The following is a 19804-nucleotide window of genomic DNA, read 5'->3' as shown; positions in this document are numbered from 1 at the left end:
TTAGTTGATTCCGTATTGTTGTGAGCTCTCGAAACGAAAGTAGCCGCTGGCTTCTTCCGCGGCGATGATATCCGCTTCGTTGCCGAAGTACCTACGCTGTAACGCTTGAATGCGCGCAGGGTCTTCAGTCAGCGCCTGCCGTTGCGTCATATAGGCGTCGCCGTTCGCTCTCCGTGCGTCCCGGGTTTTATCCAAATCCTCCCAACGGGTCAGCGCCGCCTCATCCATTCCCAGTTCTTTGCGTAAATGGCGTAGCTGCGAATAGCGTTGCTCTGGGGGCATGGCCCGCAATTGTTTCTGCACAGAGGATAGACTCAGAAAGCGGTCGGTCAACTCCTGCTTCTTATTGGTGATGAGGTGTTCGGCTTTTTCGGGGAAGCTGGCCAGGATTTGTTGTTTATATTGCGCAATTTTCTCTTCCACAGGAGCGGAAGACTGCTCCAGGTCGGCCAGGCGATCTTGAAACTGCTCGGCCTGCCACTGATCTTTCCAGATCTCGTAGGCTCGCTCGCCAAACAGCGCTTCACGTTTTTGCCAGAGGCGCGTGCGCTTTTCCGCGTCGCTCAGGGACATCAGAGCGTAGCGTTCTGTATTCATCCACTCGGTATACGTTTCCAGAGCGGCGAAGGTCTGCATCAACGTATCCTGCAGGTCAGGAAAGGCGGCGCCGATCAGAATAGCCAGTTGTTCACGCCAGTTATCCGGATAGCGGCTTTGTACGAAACGCATCAACTTTTCCAGCACCTGGACCTGAACTTTCGGATGCTGGATATGCGCCCCGAAGGTGCGTTGTAAATATCCGATTAGTTCCTCTTCTTCCAGATTACGTTGGGCGAGGGCGTCCAGAGTTGACGTCGCAGTCTGAGCGGCAGGCGTGGGTTGCTGCGCTGGAGTCAAAGCAGAGATTGGCGCAGGCGGCGTTTGTTGTATCGCGTCGTCGCTGGAGTACCGGCCATGCCAAAACACGACGGCGGATATGAGAACTAATGCGAAGCCGCCGGTTATCAGGACAGCGTTTCGACGTGAAGGAGTGGTTGTTATTTTTGTCATGCTTGGGATTGTTATTGTTTACTCGGAGCGAATGCAAGCCTGTCGGCGCCGCAACAATTGCGGGTTAAGTTTTAATGGGAAAAATTGTCGGCGCCATCACACATTCGGGGGATGGTACAACTGAACTGTGCTTCATATTATGATTTACTCTAATGTCGCTGAGCGGAGTTCCTCCACGTAACCTGCATTGGCGCCGGCGTAGAACAAAAATAAAAAACCGAATTACGATCAAAAGAGTCGTATTACCTCGTTACAACAAAAACAAAATGAGGACTGAAAACATGAAACCAATGCTCAAGGCCGTTCCGGCGGCGCTTGTCTGCGCTTCGTTGGTCTGCGCGCCGGCTGCTCAGGCCCGGGACGCAGATAAAACCAAGTACCCCATCGTCTTCGCTCACGGCATGGCCGGGTTCAACAATATCCTGGGACTGGATTACTGGGGCGACGATTTCGGCACTTATGTGCTCGATCCCTGCGATAAATTTCTAGAAATCGCCTGCAACGGCGACATCAACGACAATCAACAAAGTTACGTTTCCGCCGTCCAGCCTTTCCATAGCTCCGAAGTTCGCGGCAAGCAACTCGCGGATAATATTGAAAGCTATATGGCCACCACTGGAAACCGTTACGTCAATCTGGTGTCCCATTCTCAAGGCGGGGTAGACAGTCGTAAGGCGGCGCGCGTTCTATACGAACGTAAAGGCTACCGGGTGGTGAAGACCCACGTCAGCGTTTCTTCTCCACACAGGGGCTCTCCCGTCGCCAAATTTATACTCGACAATTTCCGCGACTCCATCGTGGAAGTGCTGGCCAACTTCTACGGCAACGTAGTATACGCGTCCGGCAACGACGCGGTGGCGGGCGCCAAGCAGCTGGTGTATGACGATTATGAAGCGGATGGCGTCACCACTGGCATGAAGGCGTTCAACCAGAATTATCCCGCCAGCGGCGCTTATATCGAACATGCGGCGTCGGTGATGACGGCGCAAAGCGGACTTAACGTGAACCCGGCGTTATGGCTGGTGTCGGAAGGCCTGTTCAATATTGACGGCAACGGCTATTGCCTGGACGATTGTAATAACGACGGCGCCGCCGGGCAGGGCGACGGCAACGCTAATCAACGGGATGACGATGGTCTGGTTGGCATCAACTCTCAGCAACAAGGGGAGCGGTTGCAATATTACGAGCGTTGGGGATCGTTGGACTCCATTTATGCGCAGCCGGCGTTCGGCTATGTCAGCGACCTGAACCGACCCAGCGAATTGCAGTCCACGTCTCTCTCATACGTGCTGAATCAGGATCATATCGACGTCATTGGCGTCGGCCCTGACACCTTCGATGAAATGGAGTTCTACGCGGCGATCACGGACTACATCGCCGATCGCGGGCATTAAGCCTATTAAGGAAGGAGCGGCGGGACGCCGCGGCGATGGGGGAGCGGGAAACTCCACCCATCGCCTGCCGGGACGCCTCAGGCGCAAGCTAATTCAGGCGTTGAGGCCTGAGTGGATGGATTGAGCGCCTTTAGCGTTTTCACATCCAGTAGCTTTTGCAATTGTCGCAGTAGCGTTTCCGGTGGACGCGAACCGGAAACGATCAGTTGCGCCTCGTAGACATCCGCCAATCGCTGCAGTCGCAGATCCTCCACCTGAAATCCGCGTACGCGCACCACTCGCATAACGCGTTCAAGAGCGCCAGGCTGACTGGATATTTGGCATTCAAAAATAGTTTGCGGATGTCGTGGGGAGGTCATGCGGCTCTTCCTTTTTGCTGATTGGCGATAGTGGGCGCCGGAGCGTTCTCCAGCATATTGGCGTTTGCTTCGCCGGGTTTAACGATCGGCCATACGTTGGTCTCTTCTTCGATGTGTACGTGCAGCAACATTGGTCCTGGGTAGGCGAGCAGCGTTTCGATACTGCGACGCATCTGGCAGCGCTTGCTGATGGTCATGGCGGGAATGCCAAAGGCTTTGGCGATAGCGCTGAAATCCGGGTTATCAGAGAGGTCCACCTCACTGTAACGACCGGCGTAGAACAGCTCTTGTTGCTGGCGCACCATGCCCAGGCGTTGGTTGTCCAGAATGATGAGCTTAATCGGCAGCCCATAACGCTGGATGGTGGCGAGCTCCTGCATATTCATCATGAAAGAGCCGTCGCCGGACACGTTGATGACCGGTGCGCCAGGTTTTGCGAATTGCGCTCCCATGGCGGCGGGAAGACCGTATCCCATGGTTCCGAGTCCGCCACTGGACAGATGCTGGCGCGGGTGGTTGAAGTCGAAATATTGCGCCACCCACATCTGATGTTGCCCTACGTCGCAGCTGATAATGGCTTCGGGTGGCGTTACTTTGTCCATGGTGGCGATAAAATCCGGACCCTGAATTGGTGCCGGATCATCCTCATTTGAAGCGGCGGCGAACCCATTGCTGCTCTTGCTCGCCATACATTGCTCGCGCCACTCCGCTATCTCCAAAGGTTGGCGCAGCCCGCGCAGAATTTCCCGCATATCGCCCAGCAGCACACAGTCGGCGCGTTTTATTTTGCCGATCTCGCTGTGATCGCAGTCAATGTGAATAATGCGCGCATTGGGCGCGAAGGCTCCGGGCTTGCCTGTCGCACGGTCGTCAAAGCGGGCGCCGATAACGATGAGCAGGTCGCACTGCTCCACTGCCTCGTTGGCGGCTCTGGAGCCGTGCATGCCCAGCATTCCCAGATTGAGCGGATTACGTTTGCCGGGATTGCCGATGCCTTTCAATGTCACCACCTGCGGAATACCAGTGGCGTCCGCGAAATGACGGTAGCTGGTCACTGCTTTGGCGAGCATGACGCCGCCGCCGCTATAAATCAGCGGACGTTTGGCGGCCTTGATCATTTTACGGGCCTGTCCCAACGGATTGTCCCAGTCCGTCAGTTCTCCTGCGCTGCTTTCTGTGGGCAGGGATGCTGGCGCGGGCGTAGAGTCCAGCTCTTCCAGCAATACGTCTTTGGGGATATCCAGCCATACTGGGCCGGGACGGCCGGACATGGCCAATGCAATGGCCTCGTCCATGATACGCGGCAGGTCGTTGGCGTCTTCCACCAGATATGAGTGTTTTACTACGCCTAAAGTCATACCCAGAATGTCGCTCTCCTGGAAGGCGTCTGTGCCGATCAGAGCGCGCGGCACTTGCCCGGTTATCACCAGCATGGGAATGGAGTCCATGTAAGCGTTAGCCACCCCAGTGATCAGGTTGGTGGCGCCGGGACCGGAGGTGGCGAGACAGACGCCAAGGCGGCCTGAGGAGCGGGCGTAGCCGTCGGCGGCGAGGGCGGCGGCTTGTTCGTGACGGCAGAGGACATGTTTGACATCGGCGTCGAGGAGTGCGTCATACAGGGGCATGATGCAGCCCCCTGGATACCCGAAAATGGTGTCAACGGAGTGCTTCGTCAACTTCTCGATAATACATTGTGCGCCGTTCATATCCTCTTTTCCCGTCAGTGGCCGCTTGCTGCGGGGGCCATAAAAAAACCCCCGGTTCTTGCGAAGCGGGGGTTTTTCGAAGTCTTACTTTGCTAGTTCCGACTCGTAAACGCCAACCCCCGCGAAGGTACGACGACCACCGCGACGACAATTAGGTTGACGATTAGAATCAGGGCTTGCTTCATATGTTTGCTAAATTCGTACTTTAAATTTGACTGTTGTCAGAAATCTTGAATGCTTTTTGACCTGGAGATCAGGTCTGAAAAATATAGACGCTGCCTTTTCAGAAGGCAACCCCCTTTTTGCAAGTTATTTTTTTCACCTTCCATTGGCGCCCTTAACGAACCCAGTCAGTTGCTGGCGCGGCTTAGGTTTTTCGATACGTACTTTTTGTCGCGTTCACCTGTTTGGGTGATTGTAACCCTGGTCATATTTTATTCTCCTAACGGCGTTCAGAGAATGCCGCAGAAAATGTCCTGGTTAAGCGGGTCGGTCCCTTACGCCAGGATTGACGGGCGATGACGAAAAAGCGCTCTCATCTTTTTCGTTACAACCTTTCTGTAACACGCAGTAGTTAGAGTTTCCTTGCACAAACACGATAAAAAATAAGGAGATGACTGTTCATGGGAAATAAAAATCTGATTTTGGCCGGCGTTATCCTTGCTTCTCTTGGGGTTCAACCTGCTCTGGCTTTCAAACAGGAAACCCACAAGCGCTTCGTTATCGACGCCGTCGAATTCATGCGGACGCATCCTGACATCACCAACTACGCCAAACTGGAAGCGGTGGCCGCTGCAGCGGGAATCAGCGTCACCCAGATGGCGGATATGATTGGTCAGGGCGCCTACGACGTGGATGACTTCGAAGACACCTTTCTATGTGGCGCGGTGACCGGCGATTGCGTGCTGGCGCCGGTATGGGGTCTAGGCTCCAGCATCGTCAACTACACCTCTTACTGGCACTTCCAGAACCACACCCGTGGCGCGGACGCCCATGGCAACGACATTGGGGGCTATGACTATTCCAAGCTGAGCGTGAAGGGGGATGTCGATAACATGGCGGCGTCCTGGCTGAAGGGCGATCACCTTGATGACGGCGCGGGCGGTCAGACTGGATGGTTCGGGGCGGAAGACTCCGAATACAAGAGCTATCAGGTTACCGAGGCCAACTATCGGCAGGGCAGTTACTCCACCTACAGCATGTACAAGGATTTTGAGAACATTCCCTTTCAGCCCATCGATAATCTGGGGCAATACTGGTACAGCGCATTCTGGGCGCAGCCTACGATTCAGACGCTGGGATTCACCCTGCACACCACGGATTTATTGCAGCCGCACCATACCTGGACCACCTCCGCATTGAACCATTCTGGCTGGGAGGCCTGGGTGCGAGATTACTACGACTCGGAGAACCTGAATGATGACGCCTTAGTGGAGCAGGCTCTGGCTGACTTCCCCACATTAAGCGCTAACTCTGCGGAAATTCGTCCCTTGCTGACCAAGGGCGGTGAAATTTCTTACTCCATGGGCGGCGTGGTGTTGTCTTCCACAGACCACTCGGATCGGCTGGCTGTGGCGAAAATCGTGGTGCCCCACGCTATCGCCATGACCGTGCACATTCTCAATCACGCCATGAACCGGTTCTGATCATGCGCGGGGCATTCCAGGTCCTGGCGTTGGCCCTTTGCCTGCTGTGCGCAGGCGGGGCCTCCGCTTCCGTCTACTTGTCGGTGGATGACACCAGCCTGTCGCGCGAGGCATTTGATGCGTTGTATCAGCAGGCGAGCCAGCTTCGCAAAATGGATAGCAAAACCTTTGCTGACGAGTTAGTCGACGCCTTGCTGATGTATCGTTGGGCACAAGGAGAACTCCCTGAAGAGCAATGGCGGGGGACTGAAATTGGCTACGCCTATGGATGGCACATCCGTCGCCAGTTGGATCGGACGTTGGCCAAGCTGTATCCCAAGTGGCCAGCATCGGAATTGATGCGGCAGTACTCCAAACCCGGCGTGCAGGCGCAGGAGGCGTTGACCTCGATCGCCGCCCAGTCGATTCTGGGTTACCAACTGACGCCGGCGCAACGGGACAGGGCCGCCTCTCTGGTGCTTGCCCGTATGGCCTTTCCAGACCAGCAGGACGTGACGCTGACATTGCTGGAAGTATACGAGGGACAGTCCATACAGGGTAAAAAGGCGCTGATGGAAGGCGACGTCAAACTCTTGAGTATGGAAATGCTTTCCTGGAAGCAGCATCAACTGCGCCTATGGTGGCTGAGTCACGAAGGTGGCGTTAAGAAGGATGCGATTGACGATCTTAGGCGGACAATCGAGGCGCATTACTTTTATCCCAAGATCCTCAACGCATTGGGCGTGATTAAACGTAATCATGGCGATAATCCCGGGCTGATCAAGTTCAGAGAGCAGGTCAGCGCAGCGCAGATCAAAAGTTACTATCAGCGACATCAGGAAGACTTTCGTTTTCTGGCGAAGGTCAAGGTGCGCGGCGTGATTTATGGCGATGAGACCGCAGCGCGGCTCGCCCGCCAACAGATTGTGAAAGGCGCTTCCTGGACGGACCTAAAAGCGCCATCCCATCCCGCCAACTTGCCGTTAGACGCGGAAGGCTGGCTGCATAAGGATGCGGTTAAACCCACAGACTGGCTGGCGTCATTGGCTTTCGCCACCCCGCCGGGAGACGTCAGCGAAGTCATTCGTTCTCCGGCAGGCGATTGGGTGATCCTGCAAGTGAGCGGCCGCAAGTACGACTATTATCCCGCCGACAGCGAGACGGTGCGTTACCTTGCCACCGATGTGCTGGCGATTCAGCAGGCGGTGGCGGCCTACAGTGAGCTGATCAACCATCTGCGTCGGCAGGCGAGTCTGCAAAGTAAGGTATGAACCGGAAGTTGTGGCGACGTGGCTGGATCGTGTCGGCGGTCTTCTGCGCCGGCTGTGTTGCGATAGGATATTTCTTTCTCACCAGCACTGACGCGCTTAAGGACGCGGTCCCGCTTTCATCCAGTCCTGTCGCGGCTCCGACTGCTGAGCTTCCGTCGCCTACATCTGCGGCGCCAGCAGGTTCGTCAAAGCAAGCCGTCACTCAGGAAGAAAACCTCCCTCAATTAGATGAAGACGAGGCATACCCGGAGCTGCCTACGGATATTGAGGCGTTGGCGTCGTTGTCCGCCTCCATTGAAAACGGGGATCGGCGCGCTCCTCCCATCACCAGGCGTGCGCCGGAAAAAATGCCGGATGCGGAAACCCTGGCGGATCATGAAGCCTATGCCCGCCTGGAAGCGCAGCAGCATCAGCGAGTGCTCAATAACTTCCGCTCCGCCGCCCGGGACAAGGCGGATGAATTGGAGCGCTTGATCGCCGAAGGCCGCGCCCGCGGCGTCGCCCCCGAACTGTTACAAGAGGCGGAAGCCAAGCGCGACGCGCTATTGGGAGCTATCCATATGATTAATCAGGAATAATTTTTCATAACGATTTTGCTGCGCTACAGCTCAGGAAATTTTGGTTACAGTTCGACAAAGAAACTATTAAAAACATTATTGACAATCATTCTCATTAGCATTAACTTTCTTCACAGACTGCTAATAAATGAGAGAGATTTTCATGTACGTATGTCTTTGCAACGGAATTACCGATCACTCCATTCGCGAAGAAGTCGCGAAAGGCGCTCAACATCTGCGTGATGTGGTGCGTTCGTTGGGATTGGCGAAAGACTGCGCCCGCTGTGTGGAAGCCGCTCGTGAAGTATTTGACGAGGCTAAATCTCAATACGATCTCTCTATGGCGGAGCAACTGGCCTACGCAGCTGATATTCCTACCCTGACCGCCGCCTGAAAATTCGATTGTACTTTCCTTCCCGTTACAACTAACCTTAAGGGTTGAGTTGGTAACCCCTTGTTTTTATGGGGTTATTGCAATTGAGAATCATTCTGACGGGAGCGCTGTGATGAAGGGCGATAAGAAGGTTATCGAACACCTCAACCAGATTTTGGCTAATGAACTGATTGCGATTAATCAGTATTTTCTACATGCGCGCATGTATAAAAACTGGGGCCTGACGGCTCTGGGCAAGAAAGAATATGAAGAATCCATTGATGAAATGAAGCATGCCGATCAATTGATCGAGCGGATTCTGTTTCTGGACGGCATTCCCAATCTGCAAAAACTGGGCAAGCTGATGATCGGCGAAACCCCGAAAGAGATGTTGGAATGCGACCTCAAGCTGGAATTGAAAGCCATTCCGGATTTGCGTGAAGCGATCGCCTATTGCGAGCAAGTGCGCGATTACATCAGTCGCGAGGTTCTGGAAAACATTTTGGAATCGGAAGAAGAGCACGTCGATTGGCTGGAGACTCAGCTGGATCTGATGGAGCGTGTGGGGATGGAAAACTATCTGCAAAAGCAGATGTCCGACGCCGAATCCTGACAGACCTTCTTTTGCATCGCTCCGGCGCCGGCCGCCCTTGGGCTGGCCGGCTGCCTGAAACCTCCCTGTTTCTCTTCGCTTTTCAGCTTTTTACAGGTTAGCCCTTAGATAATCCGCCACAAAAGCGAATTCGTTCTGCATGGCTTCCTGGGATTTTGCGGCGACAAATTCCGCTAATTTCTTGCCTACCAGCGGCACACGACACTCGAAGTTCAGCGTGACTTCATGAACGCTGCCTTCCCCTTCCGCATACAAACGCATTTCGCCATTGATGGAAACAGGGACGCCCTGGATATCCACCTTCACCTGCGCATGGTATTCGCCGGCATTCTCTCGCCAGTGCTCCTCCTGCGTCACCCGGTTCCATTCGGAGATGAACTTTTTCAACATTGCCGGGGCTTCTGCGGGCACCTCGCGAACTATTTTCAAGTCCAGCGCTGAGTCAGTCTGTTCGCATTGTCGGATATCAATATTGCGGGAACCGAGAAAGCGTTGCTTTTCTTCAATGTGGTGGGGAGCGCCAATAGCGCTGAAAACGTTGGCTGCTTTGTAAGGGAAATGCTGCTGCCCTTTTACGATCATCCCTAGCTCCTGTTGTGATTATGATTATGAGGGTCGGTCTTGTCTTTATTGTTAATCGCGTCAGCCGCACAGCGAAGCGCGGCAAGGCCCGGAAACCATAGCAGCATGGCGGAAAAGCTGGCAATAAGCGGCGGCGCTGAATGTAGTCTGAGTCTCAAATTGGACATTTGTCCGGGTATTGACGGAATTTAAGTGTAATAGCGGCCAATTTGGGTATAATTGCGCGATTTTTAAGCGTTCAGCCGTTGATTTTACTGCGTTGCTGGCGACACCTTCCGACTTAAGAGCGTACTGGTAGTTTTTGTAGCGGTTGCGGTAAATGTCCTATCTGTTTGGTTTCCTGTTATTTGTCATTTTCATCCGGGTTCTGGCGCGCAGCTCCGCCATACTTCAGATAATGAAACGCAGGGTGAGGCTGGAAACTTCATATGTTGCTGTCGCCAAGGGGGAAGTAGAGGAGGCTTATCAGCGTATTCTAGCGCCTGCGTTCAAGGAACTGTCCGAGCTTGGATTTGTGGATTTTTGTTGGTTCCGCGGTTGTGAGGCGTCCCGTAAAGATGACCTGGAAGCCTTTTTTTGCTTCATGTATCACCCAGAGCAGCGGACTTACGCCAAGCTTGTCTCACATACTGAACTGACCGCAGTACGGGAGACCCAATGCTCTTTTATGACGTTCTTCAATAATGGCGAAACATTCGAGACGGTAAATGGCTACAAGCATCGCATCTTGTCGGATGTCGCCAACTACCACATTGAAGATCCTTATGTAGCAGACCTTGCAGAACACTGGAACTTGCACTTGCAACGCTTAGGGCGTACTTCCGCCGAGCGACTGGAAAAGACGCCGGAAGCCATCGGCGCATCCGGCAACGCCTATTTTGCCGGTTATAGAGAGGCGTTATTGGCGCAGGGGGTCTTGAAACCAGTTGTGACGGATGCGCAGCGGGCGCAATTTACTCTTAAAGGCGCGTTGCGCTTGCAGAAGGCGGCGCAGGCAGGTTCAGTGCGGATGGCGGAAGTCGTGAATAAGGCGTCAGCATCAACGCCTACGCTGGACTACCAAGTACTTTCCCACCTTCGTAATGACGCTATGTCGGCCAGCAGGGAGTCAATGGGAAGGTTGGGGAAGGCGCTGCTTCTATTGGTTTCATTGGGCGTACTTACGCTGAGCTTTGGCTTCAAACTGGATATTTTCCCTCTGCTCATACTGGTCGGCGTAGTGTTTCTGCACGAGCTGGGACACCTGCTGGCGATGATGGTCTGCGGCTATCGCGATTTGCAGATACTGTTCATTCCCTTTGTCGGCGGTGTCCGAGTCGATAAGGGGCGCATTTCGAGTTGGCGAAAAATCATTGTGTACCTAATGGGTCCGGCGCCGGGACTCATACTGGGGATTGGCCTCTGTTTTCACCTGCCGTCAGACGCTCCTGTCTGGATGACCTCGGCGGCATTTATTTTGATTGTGTTGAACTACTTTAATCTGGCGCCGATTCAACCGTTGGACGGTGGGCATCTTTGGAGTCTGCTTTTGTTCCGGCGCAGGCCTGTGATACAGCTTACTTTTTTCTGCCTCAGCATTCTGGCGATTGCAGCCTTCTCCTGGTGGGCGAAAGAGGCAGTGTTTGGCGTCATCGCCTTGCTTTGGGTGTTTCTGTTACCGAATCAATGGCGACAGGCGAGACTTTTTTCTCATCTCCGTCGACACTACCCGAGGCTGCTGGAAAGCAATCGCGCTGAGCAGCTGGCGGCCGTCTATGAGGGAATGAAAACGCTAAAGCTGCCTTGGCGCAAAACAGTCGCTTATCAGCAGGTGAATACCCTGATGCGGAGCTTCCGGGACCGGCCGCCGCGAGCCTGGGAGTTTCTGTTTGGAATGACGCTTTATCTGGCCTTGGTGATTGGCGCCCCCGCAGCGCTGACGCAGACCCGGTATGGCGACGCCCTGCAGGATATTGTCGCACCCTGGCTGGCCAAGAAAGGCATGAACTGGGACGGACAGATCGCCAACGCCAAGAATCCCCGAGAACGTCTGAGTCTGTTGATCGCCGCCGGGGACTACTACTTCTATTCCGGCGATGACGCCATGGCCGAGAAATATTATGACCTGGCGCTGAAAGAGACGGAAAGAAAGGGCATCAGCCCGGAAGAGAAAATAAAAGTTCTTTATCAATTGGCGCAGGCCCTGTTCATGAACACCAATGATAAAGAATCCGTATCCATCGCCTATTTGCAGGAAGCCTTGCGGCTCTACCAAAAAGAGCGCATCCAGAACGGCGAGTTGATTCCTGATATTTATGAGCTGCTGGTGGAATGTTATTTATTCCAATCTGATTACATGTCAGCCCTTAAGAACATTGACGGCGCCTTCGCCAACAGCGATATCCGTCGTAACGAGCAGCGAGTGGCGCAACTGTACATGTTGAAGGGCAATGCGCTTTCGGAACTGCATCGTGTGGTGGAAGCGGAGCGCGCCTATATTCAGGGCATTAAGGCGTCCAAGTCCGTGGATTTCAAGCGCACGGTGGAATTGCGGTTATTGGAGTTCTACCTGAATGAGGACCTGAACGACGCCGCCATCAAGCGTCTGGAATCTCTTTTATATGGTCCCAAGGCCTTTACCGGGTATACCGACGGGATCAGCTACAACCTTAATCTGCGTCTGGCCTGGGCCTACTACAGCAAAGAACGCTATATCGACGCGGAGATTACGCTGCGGTCGTTGCTGGTGGACATGACTGACGCCGGTTTGGGGGATGTCTCATTGCTGCCCGCGCTGGAGCTGCTGCATATCGTACAAAGCGCCCATGACCCCTGGCAGGCCGCCGGCACCCGCATCTGGATAGAGCAAATCGCGGAAAACACGCTGGATCTGGCGCCGGACGCCTATATCGATTCGTTGCGCGAACAGCTTCACTTTATTCCTAAAAGCAGTCGCTACCGTCGCAAACTGGCGGAGGCGGGGCTAACCAGCTTTGGCGTGAAAAACGCCTCGGAAACCTGATCGCCATGAAAATGTATATCCTGATTAAAGACACAATTCCTTCCGGGTATGCAATGGTGGCTGCGGCCCATGCCTCGCTCGCCGCCTATTTGAAGTTTCAGGATACGGCTGAAGTAAGAGAGTGGTTATCGGGCCCTTTCTATAAAACCCTCTGCAAGGTGAACGAAAAGCAGTTCGAGAAAGCCAAAACTTTCGCAGAGCATGTGGTGATTACGGAGTCCGCTCTGGAAGGTCAGGAAGTGGCGCTTGCGTTTAAACCGAGGGAAGAGTGGCCAAAGGACTTTAAGTTTTATCCTCTGTACCGATAAGCCATTGCTTTGAACAGATGAGGCGGGAACCGCCGCAACGCCAACTGGCGCTGCGGCGATGTACGATTATTGCTCGGCTTGCGGTTCTTCCGCCGTAACGGGCTGCGCTACCGGGGCAGGCTCCGCCAGTTCCATCTGAATCAGTTTTTTCTCCATGTCGACCGCAGTGATGGTGACCTTCACCGGCTGCTCCAGACGGAATTGGCGATGCTCGCCAGTGTGCTGGAAGTAAGTGCCGTCGAAGCGGAACTTCTCTTGTAAGGCGCCCAGATTCACCATGCCTTCAATGCCATTCTCATCCAGACGCGCCTGGAATCCAGAGCCAGTCGTGTGCTGCACCACGCCATCAAAGGTCTTGCCGATCAGCGTCTGAGCGTATTCGCATTTCAGCCAGGTCTCAGACTCGTTCACGGCGCTACGGCCGGCGCGCAGAGACTCCTGCAATTGCTGGATGGCTTTGTCGTTCAATGTGTGCGGCTTCTGACTCTTCAGTACGCCTTTGATCTGGCGATGAATGCTCAGGTCCACATACTTGCGAATCGGGGACGTGAAAGTTGTGTAGTGAGGCAGTCCCATGCCGAAATGAGGGCAGGGCTGGTCAGACAGCGCGCCACGCGCCAGCAGGCGGTTAGCGATAGCTTTCACGGGTACTTCCGGCGGATTGGCGTCCAGGAAGTCCATGAATTTCTTGAAGCCTTCCCACGTATGCAGGTTGCTGCAATCGTAGTCGGAGATCTGCTCGGAGACGATTTGTTTGATCTGATCCAGACGCTCAGGACGGAATCCACTGTGAGAAGTGTACAGAGAACGCTCGGTATTCTGCTTCAGGAAATCCGCCGCACAGCGATTGGAGGCGACCATCGCTTCTTCTACGATGGAGTGAGCCACGCTGTTGATCTTGCGATAGATGTTTTTGACCTTGCCGTTCTCATCCAGCTCCAACTGATAGTCCGGGCGGTCTTCATTCACCAGCGCATGCTCGCGGCGATGGCTGGCCAGGGCCGTTCTGACGTCATTCAGAGCCTGCAAGGTCGCGCCCTGGGCATGGGCGCTGGCGTCGCCGGAGGTTAACGCGGCGGCGACGTCTTCATAAGCCAGATTGGCGGCGCAACGAATGGCGGCTTCTTCAATGGTGTAAGAGGAAATAGCGCCATCAGCGTCGATCTGCATAGTGCAAACCAGAGCCAGACGGTCTTCGCCGGACTTTAGTGAACAGAAGTGATTGGCCAGTTTGGCCGGCAACATGGGCAATGTGCGATCGGCGAAGTAGAAAGAACTGCCCAGACGTTGCGCATATTTGTCGATGTCGCCGCCTTCCGGGATCAGTGAAGACGGGTCGGCGATGGCAGCCAGCAACTCCCAGCCTCCTTCAGGCTTGGCGGTGGCGAACAGGGCGTCGTCCATATCCTGAGTGCTGGCGGCGTCGATCGTGACGAACGGCGTTTCCCGCAGATCTTTACGCTTTTCCAGCTCAGCGGCGACTTGCTTCTGCAGTTCCGCTTCATTGATGGAGGCGCGGTTGTGGGCCTGCAGATTGTACTTGGCCAGCATGTAATTAACTTCCAGGCCGGATGCGCCGGGCTTGCCGATGATTTTCACCACCTCGGCCTGTGGCTTACCTTCAGGGAAGGGATGCTGCAAGACGCGACACAGAACCAGATCGTTGACGTGCGCTTGCTGGCGCTTCTTCGGAGGGATGAAAATCCAACGGTTCATGCCCATCAGGTCGGGCTCTACGAAGTGCCCTTGGCCACGGGTGAAATAACGGCCGACGAAATACTTCAGCTCACTTCTCATGTGTTGCACGACTTTGGCGACGTCGCGGCCTTTGTCGTCCTGGCTGACTTCCACCAGAATTCGGTCGCCCGGAAATACTTTCTGCATTTCGTCCGGGTTCAGGAAGCACTCTCTGCCGTCATCCAACACAGCAAACCCAAAACGCCCCGGACTGCCTTTCACCGTTCCTTCAAAACGGTTATTGGCGATACGCAGGTCTTGTTTGAACTGTTTCAATTGGGTTAAGGCATCGGAATTTAACATGGAAAAGTGGTCACTCGTGATGATTGCTGAAAGGGAAAGCTGATCGTTACCGCTGGTTGTCCGGGCTTACATCGAAGGAGGGTCATATTACCCCGAATGCCCGCGTGGTTCTAGCCGCGATAGCGCATAAATCATGCTTTCAGCCGGGCGGAATAAGGCCTGGGGCCGGTTTTACAAGTAAATTTTGACGCGGCTCACGGGATATTGCCCCAAACTGGGGCGAAACTTTGCTTCTCCCTGAATATCGCGGAAACGTGCTCTCTGAGGCATTAAGACGCGTTAGTTTGTCATATATTCCGCGATAGTCGGACCGGACTGGAAACCCATCGACGCTGCGGCGGGTGGGCCTTTTCGGCTGACTCAGACAGGGACGACCGATGTACAAGGAAAACCTCAATACCAATAACAATAATGGAGATTCACACCATGACAGCATGCCTTCGTCGTGCGTTGCTGGGGCTATTCCTGGGCGTCGCCGCACTCACCGCGCAAGCGGCTGAGCAACGCAGCTATTGCGTTTTTGACCCTCTCGGGGCCGCCGGCCCTGTGTATAACCTGATGAAAGCCACTCGTATCCAGGCCCTGAACTGGGGCTATGATCTGGAATTGAATGCTTACACCGACGAAAAAATCGCAGCTGACGACTTTCGCGCGGGCCAATGTGACGCGGTATTACTGACGGACGTCAGGGCGCGGGACTTCAACCGCTTTACGGGAACCCTGGTGGCGCTGGGCGCGATTCCGGGATACGGTGAGCTGAAGACGATTCTGCAGACGCTGGCGCAGCCGAAGGCCGCCAAACTGATGACCAGTGGCGATTTTGAAGTCGCCGGGCTGCTGCCCGCGGGCGCAGTGTATGTGCTGGTGCGGGATCGCCGCGTTAACAGCGTGCAGACGATTCAGGGCAAGAAAATCGCTGCCTTTGATTATGATCCTGCGGCGGTGACCATGGTGCGCCATGTGGGCGGCTCCGTAGTGGGCGCCACGCCCTCCAGCTTCGCCGGTAAGTTCAATAACGGCAGCGTCGATGTCGCCTATGCTCCCGCGATCGCCTATCAGCCTTTGGAGCTATATAAGGGCGTAGAGCCGGATGGGGGCGTGTATTCATATAGTTTTGCGCAGATGACCTATCAGGTGCTGGTGCGGAAAGATCGCTTCAAGGCGGATTTCGCCCAGAAAGCGCGAGAGCATTTCCAGGGACGCTTTGATGAGCTGATGGAGATGGTGCGTAAGGCGGAGGCGGAAATACCCGCGAAAGTATGGATACATCCCAATCAGGAGGAGGCCACCGGGTTTAACAATATGCTCAAAGAAGTGCGCATTGCATTGAAGCAGGATGGGGCTTATGACCCCAAGGCCCTGCAACTCATGCTGAAGGTGCGGTGTCATAGTGACCCCGCCAACGCCGAATGCGTTGACGGGCGCGAGTGATTTAAGCGCCGCACTCCTGAGCAATCAAGGCGGCGAAAGCCTGGCGCAGGCGTTGTAGAACCTCGCCGGGCGATGTGCGGAGGGGACGTCCGTCCACCTCCGCGACGGATAAGAGCCCTGCGCCGCTGCCGGTCAGGAAGCATTCATCCGCCGTATACAGATCGTAAGGGGTGAGCGTGCGCTCACTGACAGGAATGTTGCTGGCCTGAGCCAGCTCCATGATTACCGAGCGGGTTACTCCCGCCAGCGCGCCGTCGCTGGTTGGAGGCGTCAGCAAGCGTCCATGGCGGACGATAAACAGGTTTTCCGCTGAGGCTTCCGCCACCTGACCGCGTTCGTTCAGCAACAAGGCTTCATCAGCGCCGGCGACATTGGCTTCCATGCGCGCCAGGATCGAGGTCAGGTAGTTGAGGCTTTTCACTCTGGGGTCCAGTCCCGCCCCTACGGTGCGACGTACGCTGGCGATGATCAGTTTGAGCCCTTTCTCCTGCGCCTCGCTGGAGGCCATGCTGAGCTGATCCGCCAGAATGAACACATTCGGCGTGGCGCAGTTACGCGGATTCAAGCCCAGGTTGCCGGGGCCACGGGTGACCACCAGCCGCAGATAACCGCTCTCGCCGCCATAACGGCTTATCAACGCGCTGACTCCCTCGCGTAAGGCGTTGGCGTCATAAGGAAGGGTGATTCCCAGGGCGGCGGCGGAGTCCTGCAGACGCTGCAGATGTCGCTCTATGCGAAAGGGCGTACGTTGATAGAAGCGCAGCCCCTCAAAGACCCCGTCCCCATACAACAGACCGTGATCGTAGACGGAAATCGCCGCTTCCGCTGCGGGAACAATGGCTCCGTTCAGCCAGCAATACGGGATAGGGGAGGCGGCGGCTTGCATAGTCTTTCTCCTGCTTTATCAGGTTGAGGGGGAAAACAGCAACAATAAACAGACAGAGGATTGCGATATAGGCCAAGAAAAATTTATATATATCGATACAGTTTCGCCTTTTGGCTTGCTGTACTGGTATATCGATGAAGAACTGTACTTGTTTGCGTATGAGTGAGGCGGCGACCGGCATGAGCAAAAAGCGATACGAGGAAGTGGCTGACGCTGTGGCGGGACGTATCCGTCAGGGTATGTACGCGGTGGGAGAGCGTATACCGGGCACCCGGGATTTGGTGGAGCACTTCAGCGTCAGCGTGTCCACCATCATGGCGGCGCAACGTCTGCTAGAGAGGCAGGGTTGGGTGGAGGCGCGGCCGCGATCCGGTTATTACGTGCGCCGTCGCAATCAGAATGGTTTGGCCGAACTGGAGGCGGCGTTGCCCAAGGTGACCGGATTTGAAGGCGCGCCCACCCTGGTGGACACGCAGCAGACCATCATGAGTCTGGTGCAGGCGACCCAATCGTCCAAGGGTATGAATTTCGCCATGGCGGCGCCGGCGACGCAGTTTTTGCCGGCGGCGGCGATGGAAAAAGCGTTCCGGGCCGCGTTGCGCGGGCCCAGTGAAGACATTGAAGCGTATAGTTTTCCTCCTGGCGCGTTGCGTTTGCGTGAGGCCATTGCGCAACGCATGAAGGACGCCTGGTGCGATCTGGAGCCAGACGACATTCTCATCACTAATGGATGCCATGAAGCACTGACTCTGGCGTTGAGGGCGGTGACGCAGCCCGGAGATGTGGTGGCGGTGGAGTCGCCTACTTACTTTGGGTTGTTGCAAGTCATTGATGCGCTTGGACTAAAGGCGCTGGAAATTCCCGCCGACCCGAAAAGCGGGCTCAGCCTGGAGGCGCTGCAACTGGCGTTGGAGCTGTGGCCGGTCAAAGCCTGCGTGGCCATGCCCAACTTTAGCAATCCTCTTGGATGTCTGATGCCGGATGAGCGCAAGGAACAGTTGGTGCGCTTGCTGGAAGTCCGAGGCGTTCCTTTGATCGAAAATGATATCTACGGCGAGCTGGGCTTTTCCGGCCTGCGTCCGCGCGCGGCGAAGAGTTATGACCGTGCCGGCGGCGTGCTGTATTGCTCGTCGTTTTCCAAATCAATCGCCCCCGGTTTGCGGGTGGGATGGATGGCTCCAGGGCGCTGGCGGACGCGGGTCGGTTACCTGAAATTCGCCAGCACCCTGGCCTGCCCAAGCTTGCCGCAGATGGCGGTGGCGCATTATCTGGCGCAAGCGGATTTCGACCGCCATCTGCGGCGTATGCGCCATGAGTTCGCGGTGCATGTGGAGCGCATGACGACGGCGGTGCTGCGGTATTTTCCCGCAGGCGTACGGGTATCGCAGCCGGCGGGTGGGTTTGTATTGTGGGTGGAGCTGGAGGAGGACTGCGATACGGTTGCGTTGTATCGCAAAGCGCTGGCCGCTGGCGTGAGCATTGCGCCGGGAACTCTGTTCAGCGGCGACGGCGACAAGTACAGACATTGCCTGCGGCTCAATTGCGCGGCGCCCTGGACGGCGGAGGCGGAAGACGCGATCCGCCAGTTGGGCGTTTGGCTGCGCGCGGGCTAAGCGAGATTACCAGCCGAAGCTGAACGTGGGATCAATGAAGAACATGACGCCGCTATAACAGGCGAGCATCAGAAAGCTGCTGATAAAGCCGTGAAAAGCGGTCTTGTAGCCGGCTTCTTCGTCCTTCTTGAAAAGAAAGCGATAACCTGCGAAACAGCTCAAACCAATCACAAACAGCGCTACCAGGGCGAAGCCGCCGTTGATCACCTGCATATTGATGATGAAATTCTCTCGCGCCGTAACAGCCGCCGGCGCTTCGTCCGGATACAGGATAAAAGAGCCCGGCAGCAATGGGTGGGCGGTGGCTTCAATGGTGTAACGATAGAAAGGCCAGAAGCGTCCGCAGCGGGCGAGCAGGCGATCGCCTTCCTGAGCGCTGACCACGGCGCTGGCGGCGAATAGCGGGCCGCCGCAAAGATCGAACTCCTTTTTCACCTCTTCCCGGCTGTGCAGTTCGACACTGCGTTCGATGCTCACCGGCGACCAGCCGGTCAGATTGAAGACGGTATATTCCAACAGGCTCAAGCCATAGGCCAGTCCAGCATACATGAACACGAGGAACAGCAGACGTTTCAGAATGAGTCCATGGCGGGACAAGGGCGCGTCGGTCATACAGTCTTATTCTTGTCGGTAATTACGGGAGCGTAAAACTGACACAATCTTGCAGACAGGTCCAGCGCCCCTCAGCGGCTTTCTGGACTTAAAATGACCAATTCACGATAATGTGGGCCGCAATGGTTCCAGTTGCTCAAAGTTCGATCATTTTCGATGAGAGCAGGATTAAATGGGAATCCGGTGAGCGCGACTTTATGCGCGTTCGATCAGCCGGAGCTGTCCCCGCAACTGTGAGCGAAGAGTTCGTCCCGGATAACGCCGCCCCTCCTTATCGCGACGTTATCAAAGGCCACTGGGTGGAGATCGTCTCCATGTTGGGAAGGCGGGACAGGACTACGAAACGCAAGCCAGGAGACCTGCCATTGTTTGACTCCCATTCG

General features: G+C 55.3%; 17 protein-coding genes and 1 riboswitch. Of the genes, 10 read left to right on the top strand and 7 right to left on the bottom strand.

Annotated features, from left to right (window positions below):
• Positions 1–1050, bottom strand: a complete 1050-nt coding sequence (locus EUZ85_RS01545) for a hypothetical protein (RefSeq protein WP_127974198.1) — start codon at positions 1048–1050, stop codon at positions 1–3.
• Positions 1051–1331: 281 nt separating this feature from the next.
• On the opposite strand from EUZ85_RS01545, the gene EUZ85_RS01540 reads away from it, so the two are divergent.
• A complete protein-coding gene (locus EUZ85_RS01540) occupies positions 1332–2444 on the top strand; it encodes a triacylglycerol lipase (RefSeq protein WP_127974197.1) in 1113 nt (370 codons plus the stop codon).
• 77 nt (positions 2445–2521) lie between these two features.
• Here EUZ85_RS01540 and EUZ85_RS01535 read toward each other — a convergent pair whose 3' ends face one another.
• Both EUZ85_RS01535 and ilvG read right to left on the bottom strand, forming a co-directional pair.
• A complete protein-coding gene (locus tag EUZ85_RS01535; RefSeq protein WP_127974196.1) occupies positions 2522–2803 on the bottom strand; it encodes an ACT domain-containing protein in 282 nt (93 codons plus the stop codon).
• The gene (ilvG, locus tag EUZ85_RS01530; RefSeq protein ID WP_127974195.1) at positions 2800–4509 is read right to left on the bottom strand and encodes an acetolactate synthase 2 catalytic subunit; all 1710 of its coding nucleotides are present in this window, start codon (positions 4507–4509) and stop codon (positions 2800–2802) included. Before ilvG ends, EUZ85_RS01535 begins: the two co-directional genes overlap by 4 nt.
• Before the next feature lie 623 nt (positions 4510–5132).
• Between ilvG and EUZ85_RS01525 the strand changes: the two genes are divergently transcribed.
• The 5 genes from EUZ85_RS01525 to bfr all read left to right on the top strand — a co-directional run bounded on the left by EUZ85_RS01525 (position 5133) and on the right by bfr (position 8948).
• The gene (locus EUZ85_RS01525) at positions 5133–6155 is read left to right on the top strand and encodes a phospholipase (RefSeq protein WP_127974194.1); all 1023 of its coding nucleotides are present in this window, start codon (positions 5133–5135) and stop codon (positions 6153–6155) included.
• A gap of 2 nt (positions 6156–6157) precedes the next feature.
• Positions 6158–7405: a peptidyl-prolyl cis-trans isomerase gene (locus EUZ85_RS01520; RefSeq protein WP_127974193.1), complete on the top strand. Its 1248-nt coding sequence runs from the start codon at positions 6158–6160 to the stop codon at positions 7403–7405.
• On the top strand, positions 7402–7983 hold the full coding sequence (locus EUZ85_RS01515; RefSeq protein ID WP_127974192.1) for a hypothetical protein: 582 nt from the start codon (positions 7402–7404) through the stop codon (positions 7981–7983). Before EUZ85_RS01520 ends, EUZ85_RS01515 begins: the two co-directional genes overlap by 4 nt.
• A 142-nt stretch (positions 7984–8125) precedes the next feature.
• Entirely contained in the window at positions 8126–8356 is a 231-nt protein-coding gene (locus EUZ85_RS01510; protein ID WP_241566926.1) for a (2Fe-2S)-binding protein, read from the top strand.
• A gap of 112 nt (positions 8357–8468) precedes the next feature.
• Positions 8469–8948 (top strand): bacterioferritin, encoded by a 480-nt coding sequence (gene bfr, locus EUZ85_RS01505; protein WP_127974190.1) that lies wholly within the window; start codon positions 8469–8471, stop codon positions 8946–8948.
• Between the two features lie 90 nt (positions 8949–9038).
• On the opposite strand, the gene EUZ85_RS01500 is transcribed toward bfr, so the two are convergent.
• On the bottom strand, positions 9039–9530 hold the full coding sequence (locus tag EUZ85_RS01500) for a DUF2505 domain-containing protein (protein WP_127974189.1): 492 nt from the start codon (positions 9528–9530) through the stop codon (positions 9039–9041).
• A 319-nt stretch (positions 9531–9849) separates the two neighbouring features.
• On the opposite strand from EUZ85_RS01500, the gene EUZ85_RS01495 reads away from it, so the two are divergent.
• Positions 9850–12531, top strand: a complete 2682-nt coding sequence (locus EUZ85_RS01495) for a site-2 protease family protein (protein ID WP_127974188.1) — start codon at positions 9850–9852, stop codon at positions 12529–12531.
• Positions 12532–12536: 5 nt separating this feature from the next.
• On the top strand, positions 12537–12839 hold the full coding sequence (locus tag EUZ85_RS01490; RefSeq protein WP_127974187.1) for a peptidyl-tRNA hydrolase: 303 nt from the start codon (positions 12537–12539) through the stop codon (positions 12837–12839).
• 66 nt (positions 12840–12905) lie between these two features.
• Here the strand turns inward: EUZ85_RS01490 and EUZ85_RS01485 are convergent, their stop codons facing one another.
• Positions 12906–14879, bottom strand: coding sequence for a ribonuclease R family protein (locus EUZ85_RS01485; protein WP_127974186.1), 1974 nt, complete (start codon positions 14877–14879; stop codon positions 12906–12908).
• 426 nt (positions 14880–15305) lie between these two features.
• Between EUZ85_RS01485 and EUZ85_RS01480 the strand changes: the two genes are divergently transcribed.
• Positions 15306–16310, top strand: coding sequence for a putative solute-binding protein (locus tag EUZ85_RS01480; protein ID WP_127974185.1), 1005 nt, complete (start codon positions 15306–15308; stop codon positions 16308–16310).
• A 1-nt stretch (position 16311) separates the two neighbouring features.
• Here EUZ85_RS01480 and ilvE read toward each other — a convergent pair whose 3' ends face one another.
• Positions 16312–17196: a branched-chain-amino-acid transaminase gene (gene ilvE, locus EUZ85_RS01475; RefSeq protein ID WP_127974184.1), complete on the bottom strand. Its 885-nt coding sequence runs from the start codon at positions 17194–17196 to the stop codon at positions 16312–16314.
• 179 nt (positions 17197–17375) lie between these two features.
• Here ilvE and EUZ85_RS01470 point away from each other — a divergent pair, with 179 nt between their 5' ends.
• Positions 17376–18809, top strand: coding sequence for a PLP-dependent aminotransferase family protein (locus EUZ85_RS01470; RefSeq protein WP_241566925.1), 1434 nt, complete (start codon positions 17376–17378; stop codon positions 18807–18809).
• 6 nt (positions 18810–18815) lie between these two features.
• Here EUZ85_RS01470 and EUZ85_RS01465 read toward each other — a convergent pair whose 3' ends face one another.
• Positions 18816–19421 (bottom strand): hypothetical protein, encoded by a 606-nt coding sequence (locus EUZ85_RS01465; RefSeq protein WP_127974182.1) that lies wholly within the window; start codon positions 19419–19421, stop codon positions 18816–18818.
• A gap of 106 nt (positions 19422–19527) precedes the next feature.
• Positions 19528–19803: riboswitch (cobalamin riboswitch) on the top strand.
• The last annotated feature ends 1 nt before the right edge of the window (position 19804 follow it).

Origin of the sequence: Hahella sp. KA22 (assembly GCF_004135205.1) — a bacterium.
GTDB lineage: Bacteria > Pseudomonadota > Gammaproteobacteria > Pseudomonadales > Oleiphilaceae > Hahella.
The sequence above is the reverse complement of the archived record's forward strand: the minus strand, read 5'-3'. Positions and strand labels throughout refer to the sequence as shown.

Bases quoted from the DNA above. Each gene is read 5' to 3' on its own strand.
- EUZ85_RS01545 (WP_127974198.1), bottom strand. From the start codon at position 1,050: ATGACAAAAATAACAACCACTCCTTCACGTCGAAACGCTGTCCTGATA.
- EUZ85_RS01540 (WP_127974197.1), top strand. From the start codon at position 1,332: ATGAAACCAATGCTCAAGGCCGTTCCGGCGGCGCTTGTCTGCGCTTCG.
- EUZ85_RS01535 (WP_127974196.1), bottom strand. From the start codon at position 2,803: ATGACCTCCCCACGACATCCGCAAACTATTTTTGAATGCCAAATATCC.
- ilvG (WP_127974195.1), bottom strand. From the start codon at position 4,509: ATGAACGGCGCACAATGTATTATCGAGAAGTTGACGAAGCACTCCGTT.
- EUZ85_RS01525 (WP_127974194.1), top strand. From the start codon at position 5,133: ATGGGAAATAAAAATCTGATTTTGGCCGGCGTTATCCTTGCTTCTCTT.
- EUZ85_RS01520 (WP_127974193.1), top strand. From the start codon at position 6,158: ATGCGCGGGGCATTCCAGGTCCTGGCGTTGGCCCTTTGCCTGCTGTGC.
- EUZ85_RS01515 (WP_127974192.1), top strand. From the start codon at position 7,402: ATGAACCGGAAGTTGTGGCGACGTGGCTGGATCGTGTCGGCGGTCTTC.
- EUZ85_RS01510 (WP_241566926.1), top strand. From the start codon at position 8,126: ATGTACGTATGTCTTTGCAACGGAATTACCGATCACTCCATTCGCGAA.
- bfr (WP_127974190.1), top strand. From the start codon at position 8,469: ATGAAGGGCGATAAGAAGGTTATCGAACACCTCAACCAGATTTTGGCT.
- EUZ85_RS01500 (WP_127974189.1), bottom strand. From the start codon at position 9,530: ATGATCGTAAAAGGGCAGCAGCATTTCCCTTACAAAGCAGCCAACGTT.
- EUZ85_RS01495 (WP_127974188.1), top strand. From the start codon at position 9,850: ATGTCCTATCTGTTTGGTTTCCTGTTATTTGTCATTTTCATCCGGGTT.
- EUZ85_RS01490 (WP_127974187.1), top strand. From the start codon at position 12,537: ATGAAAATGTATATCCTGATTAAAGACACAATTCCTTCCGGGTATGCA.
- EUZ85_RS01485 (WP_127974186.1), bottom strand. From the start codon at position 14,879: ATGTTAAATTCCGATGCCTTAACCCAATTGAAACAGTTCAAACAAGAC.
- EUZ85_RS01480 (WP_127974185.1), top strand. From the start codon at position 15,306: ATGACAGCATGCCTTCGTCGTGCGTTGCTGGGGCTATTCCTGGGCGTC.
- ilvE (WP_127974184.1), bottom strand. From the start codon at position 17,196: ATGCAAGCCGCCGCCTCCCCTATCCCGTATTGCTGGCTGAACGGAGCC.
- EUZ85_RS01470 (WP_241566925.1), top strand. From the start codon at position 17,376: ATGAGCAAAAAGCGATACGAGGAAGTGGCTGACGCTGTGGCGGGACGT.
- EUZ85_RS01465 (WP_127974182.1), bottom strand. From the start codon at position 19,421: ATGACCGACGCGCCCTTGTCCCGCCATGGACTCATTCTGAAACGTCTG.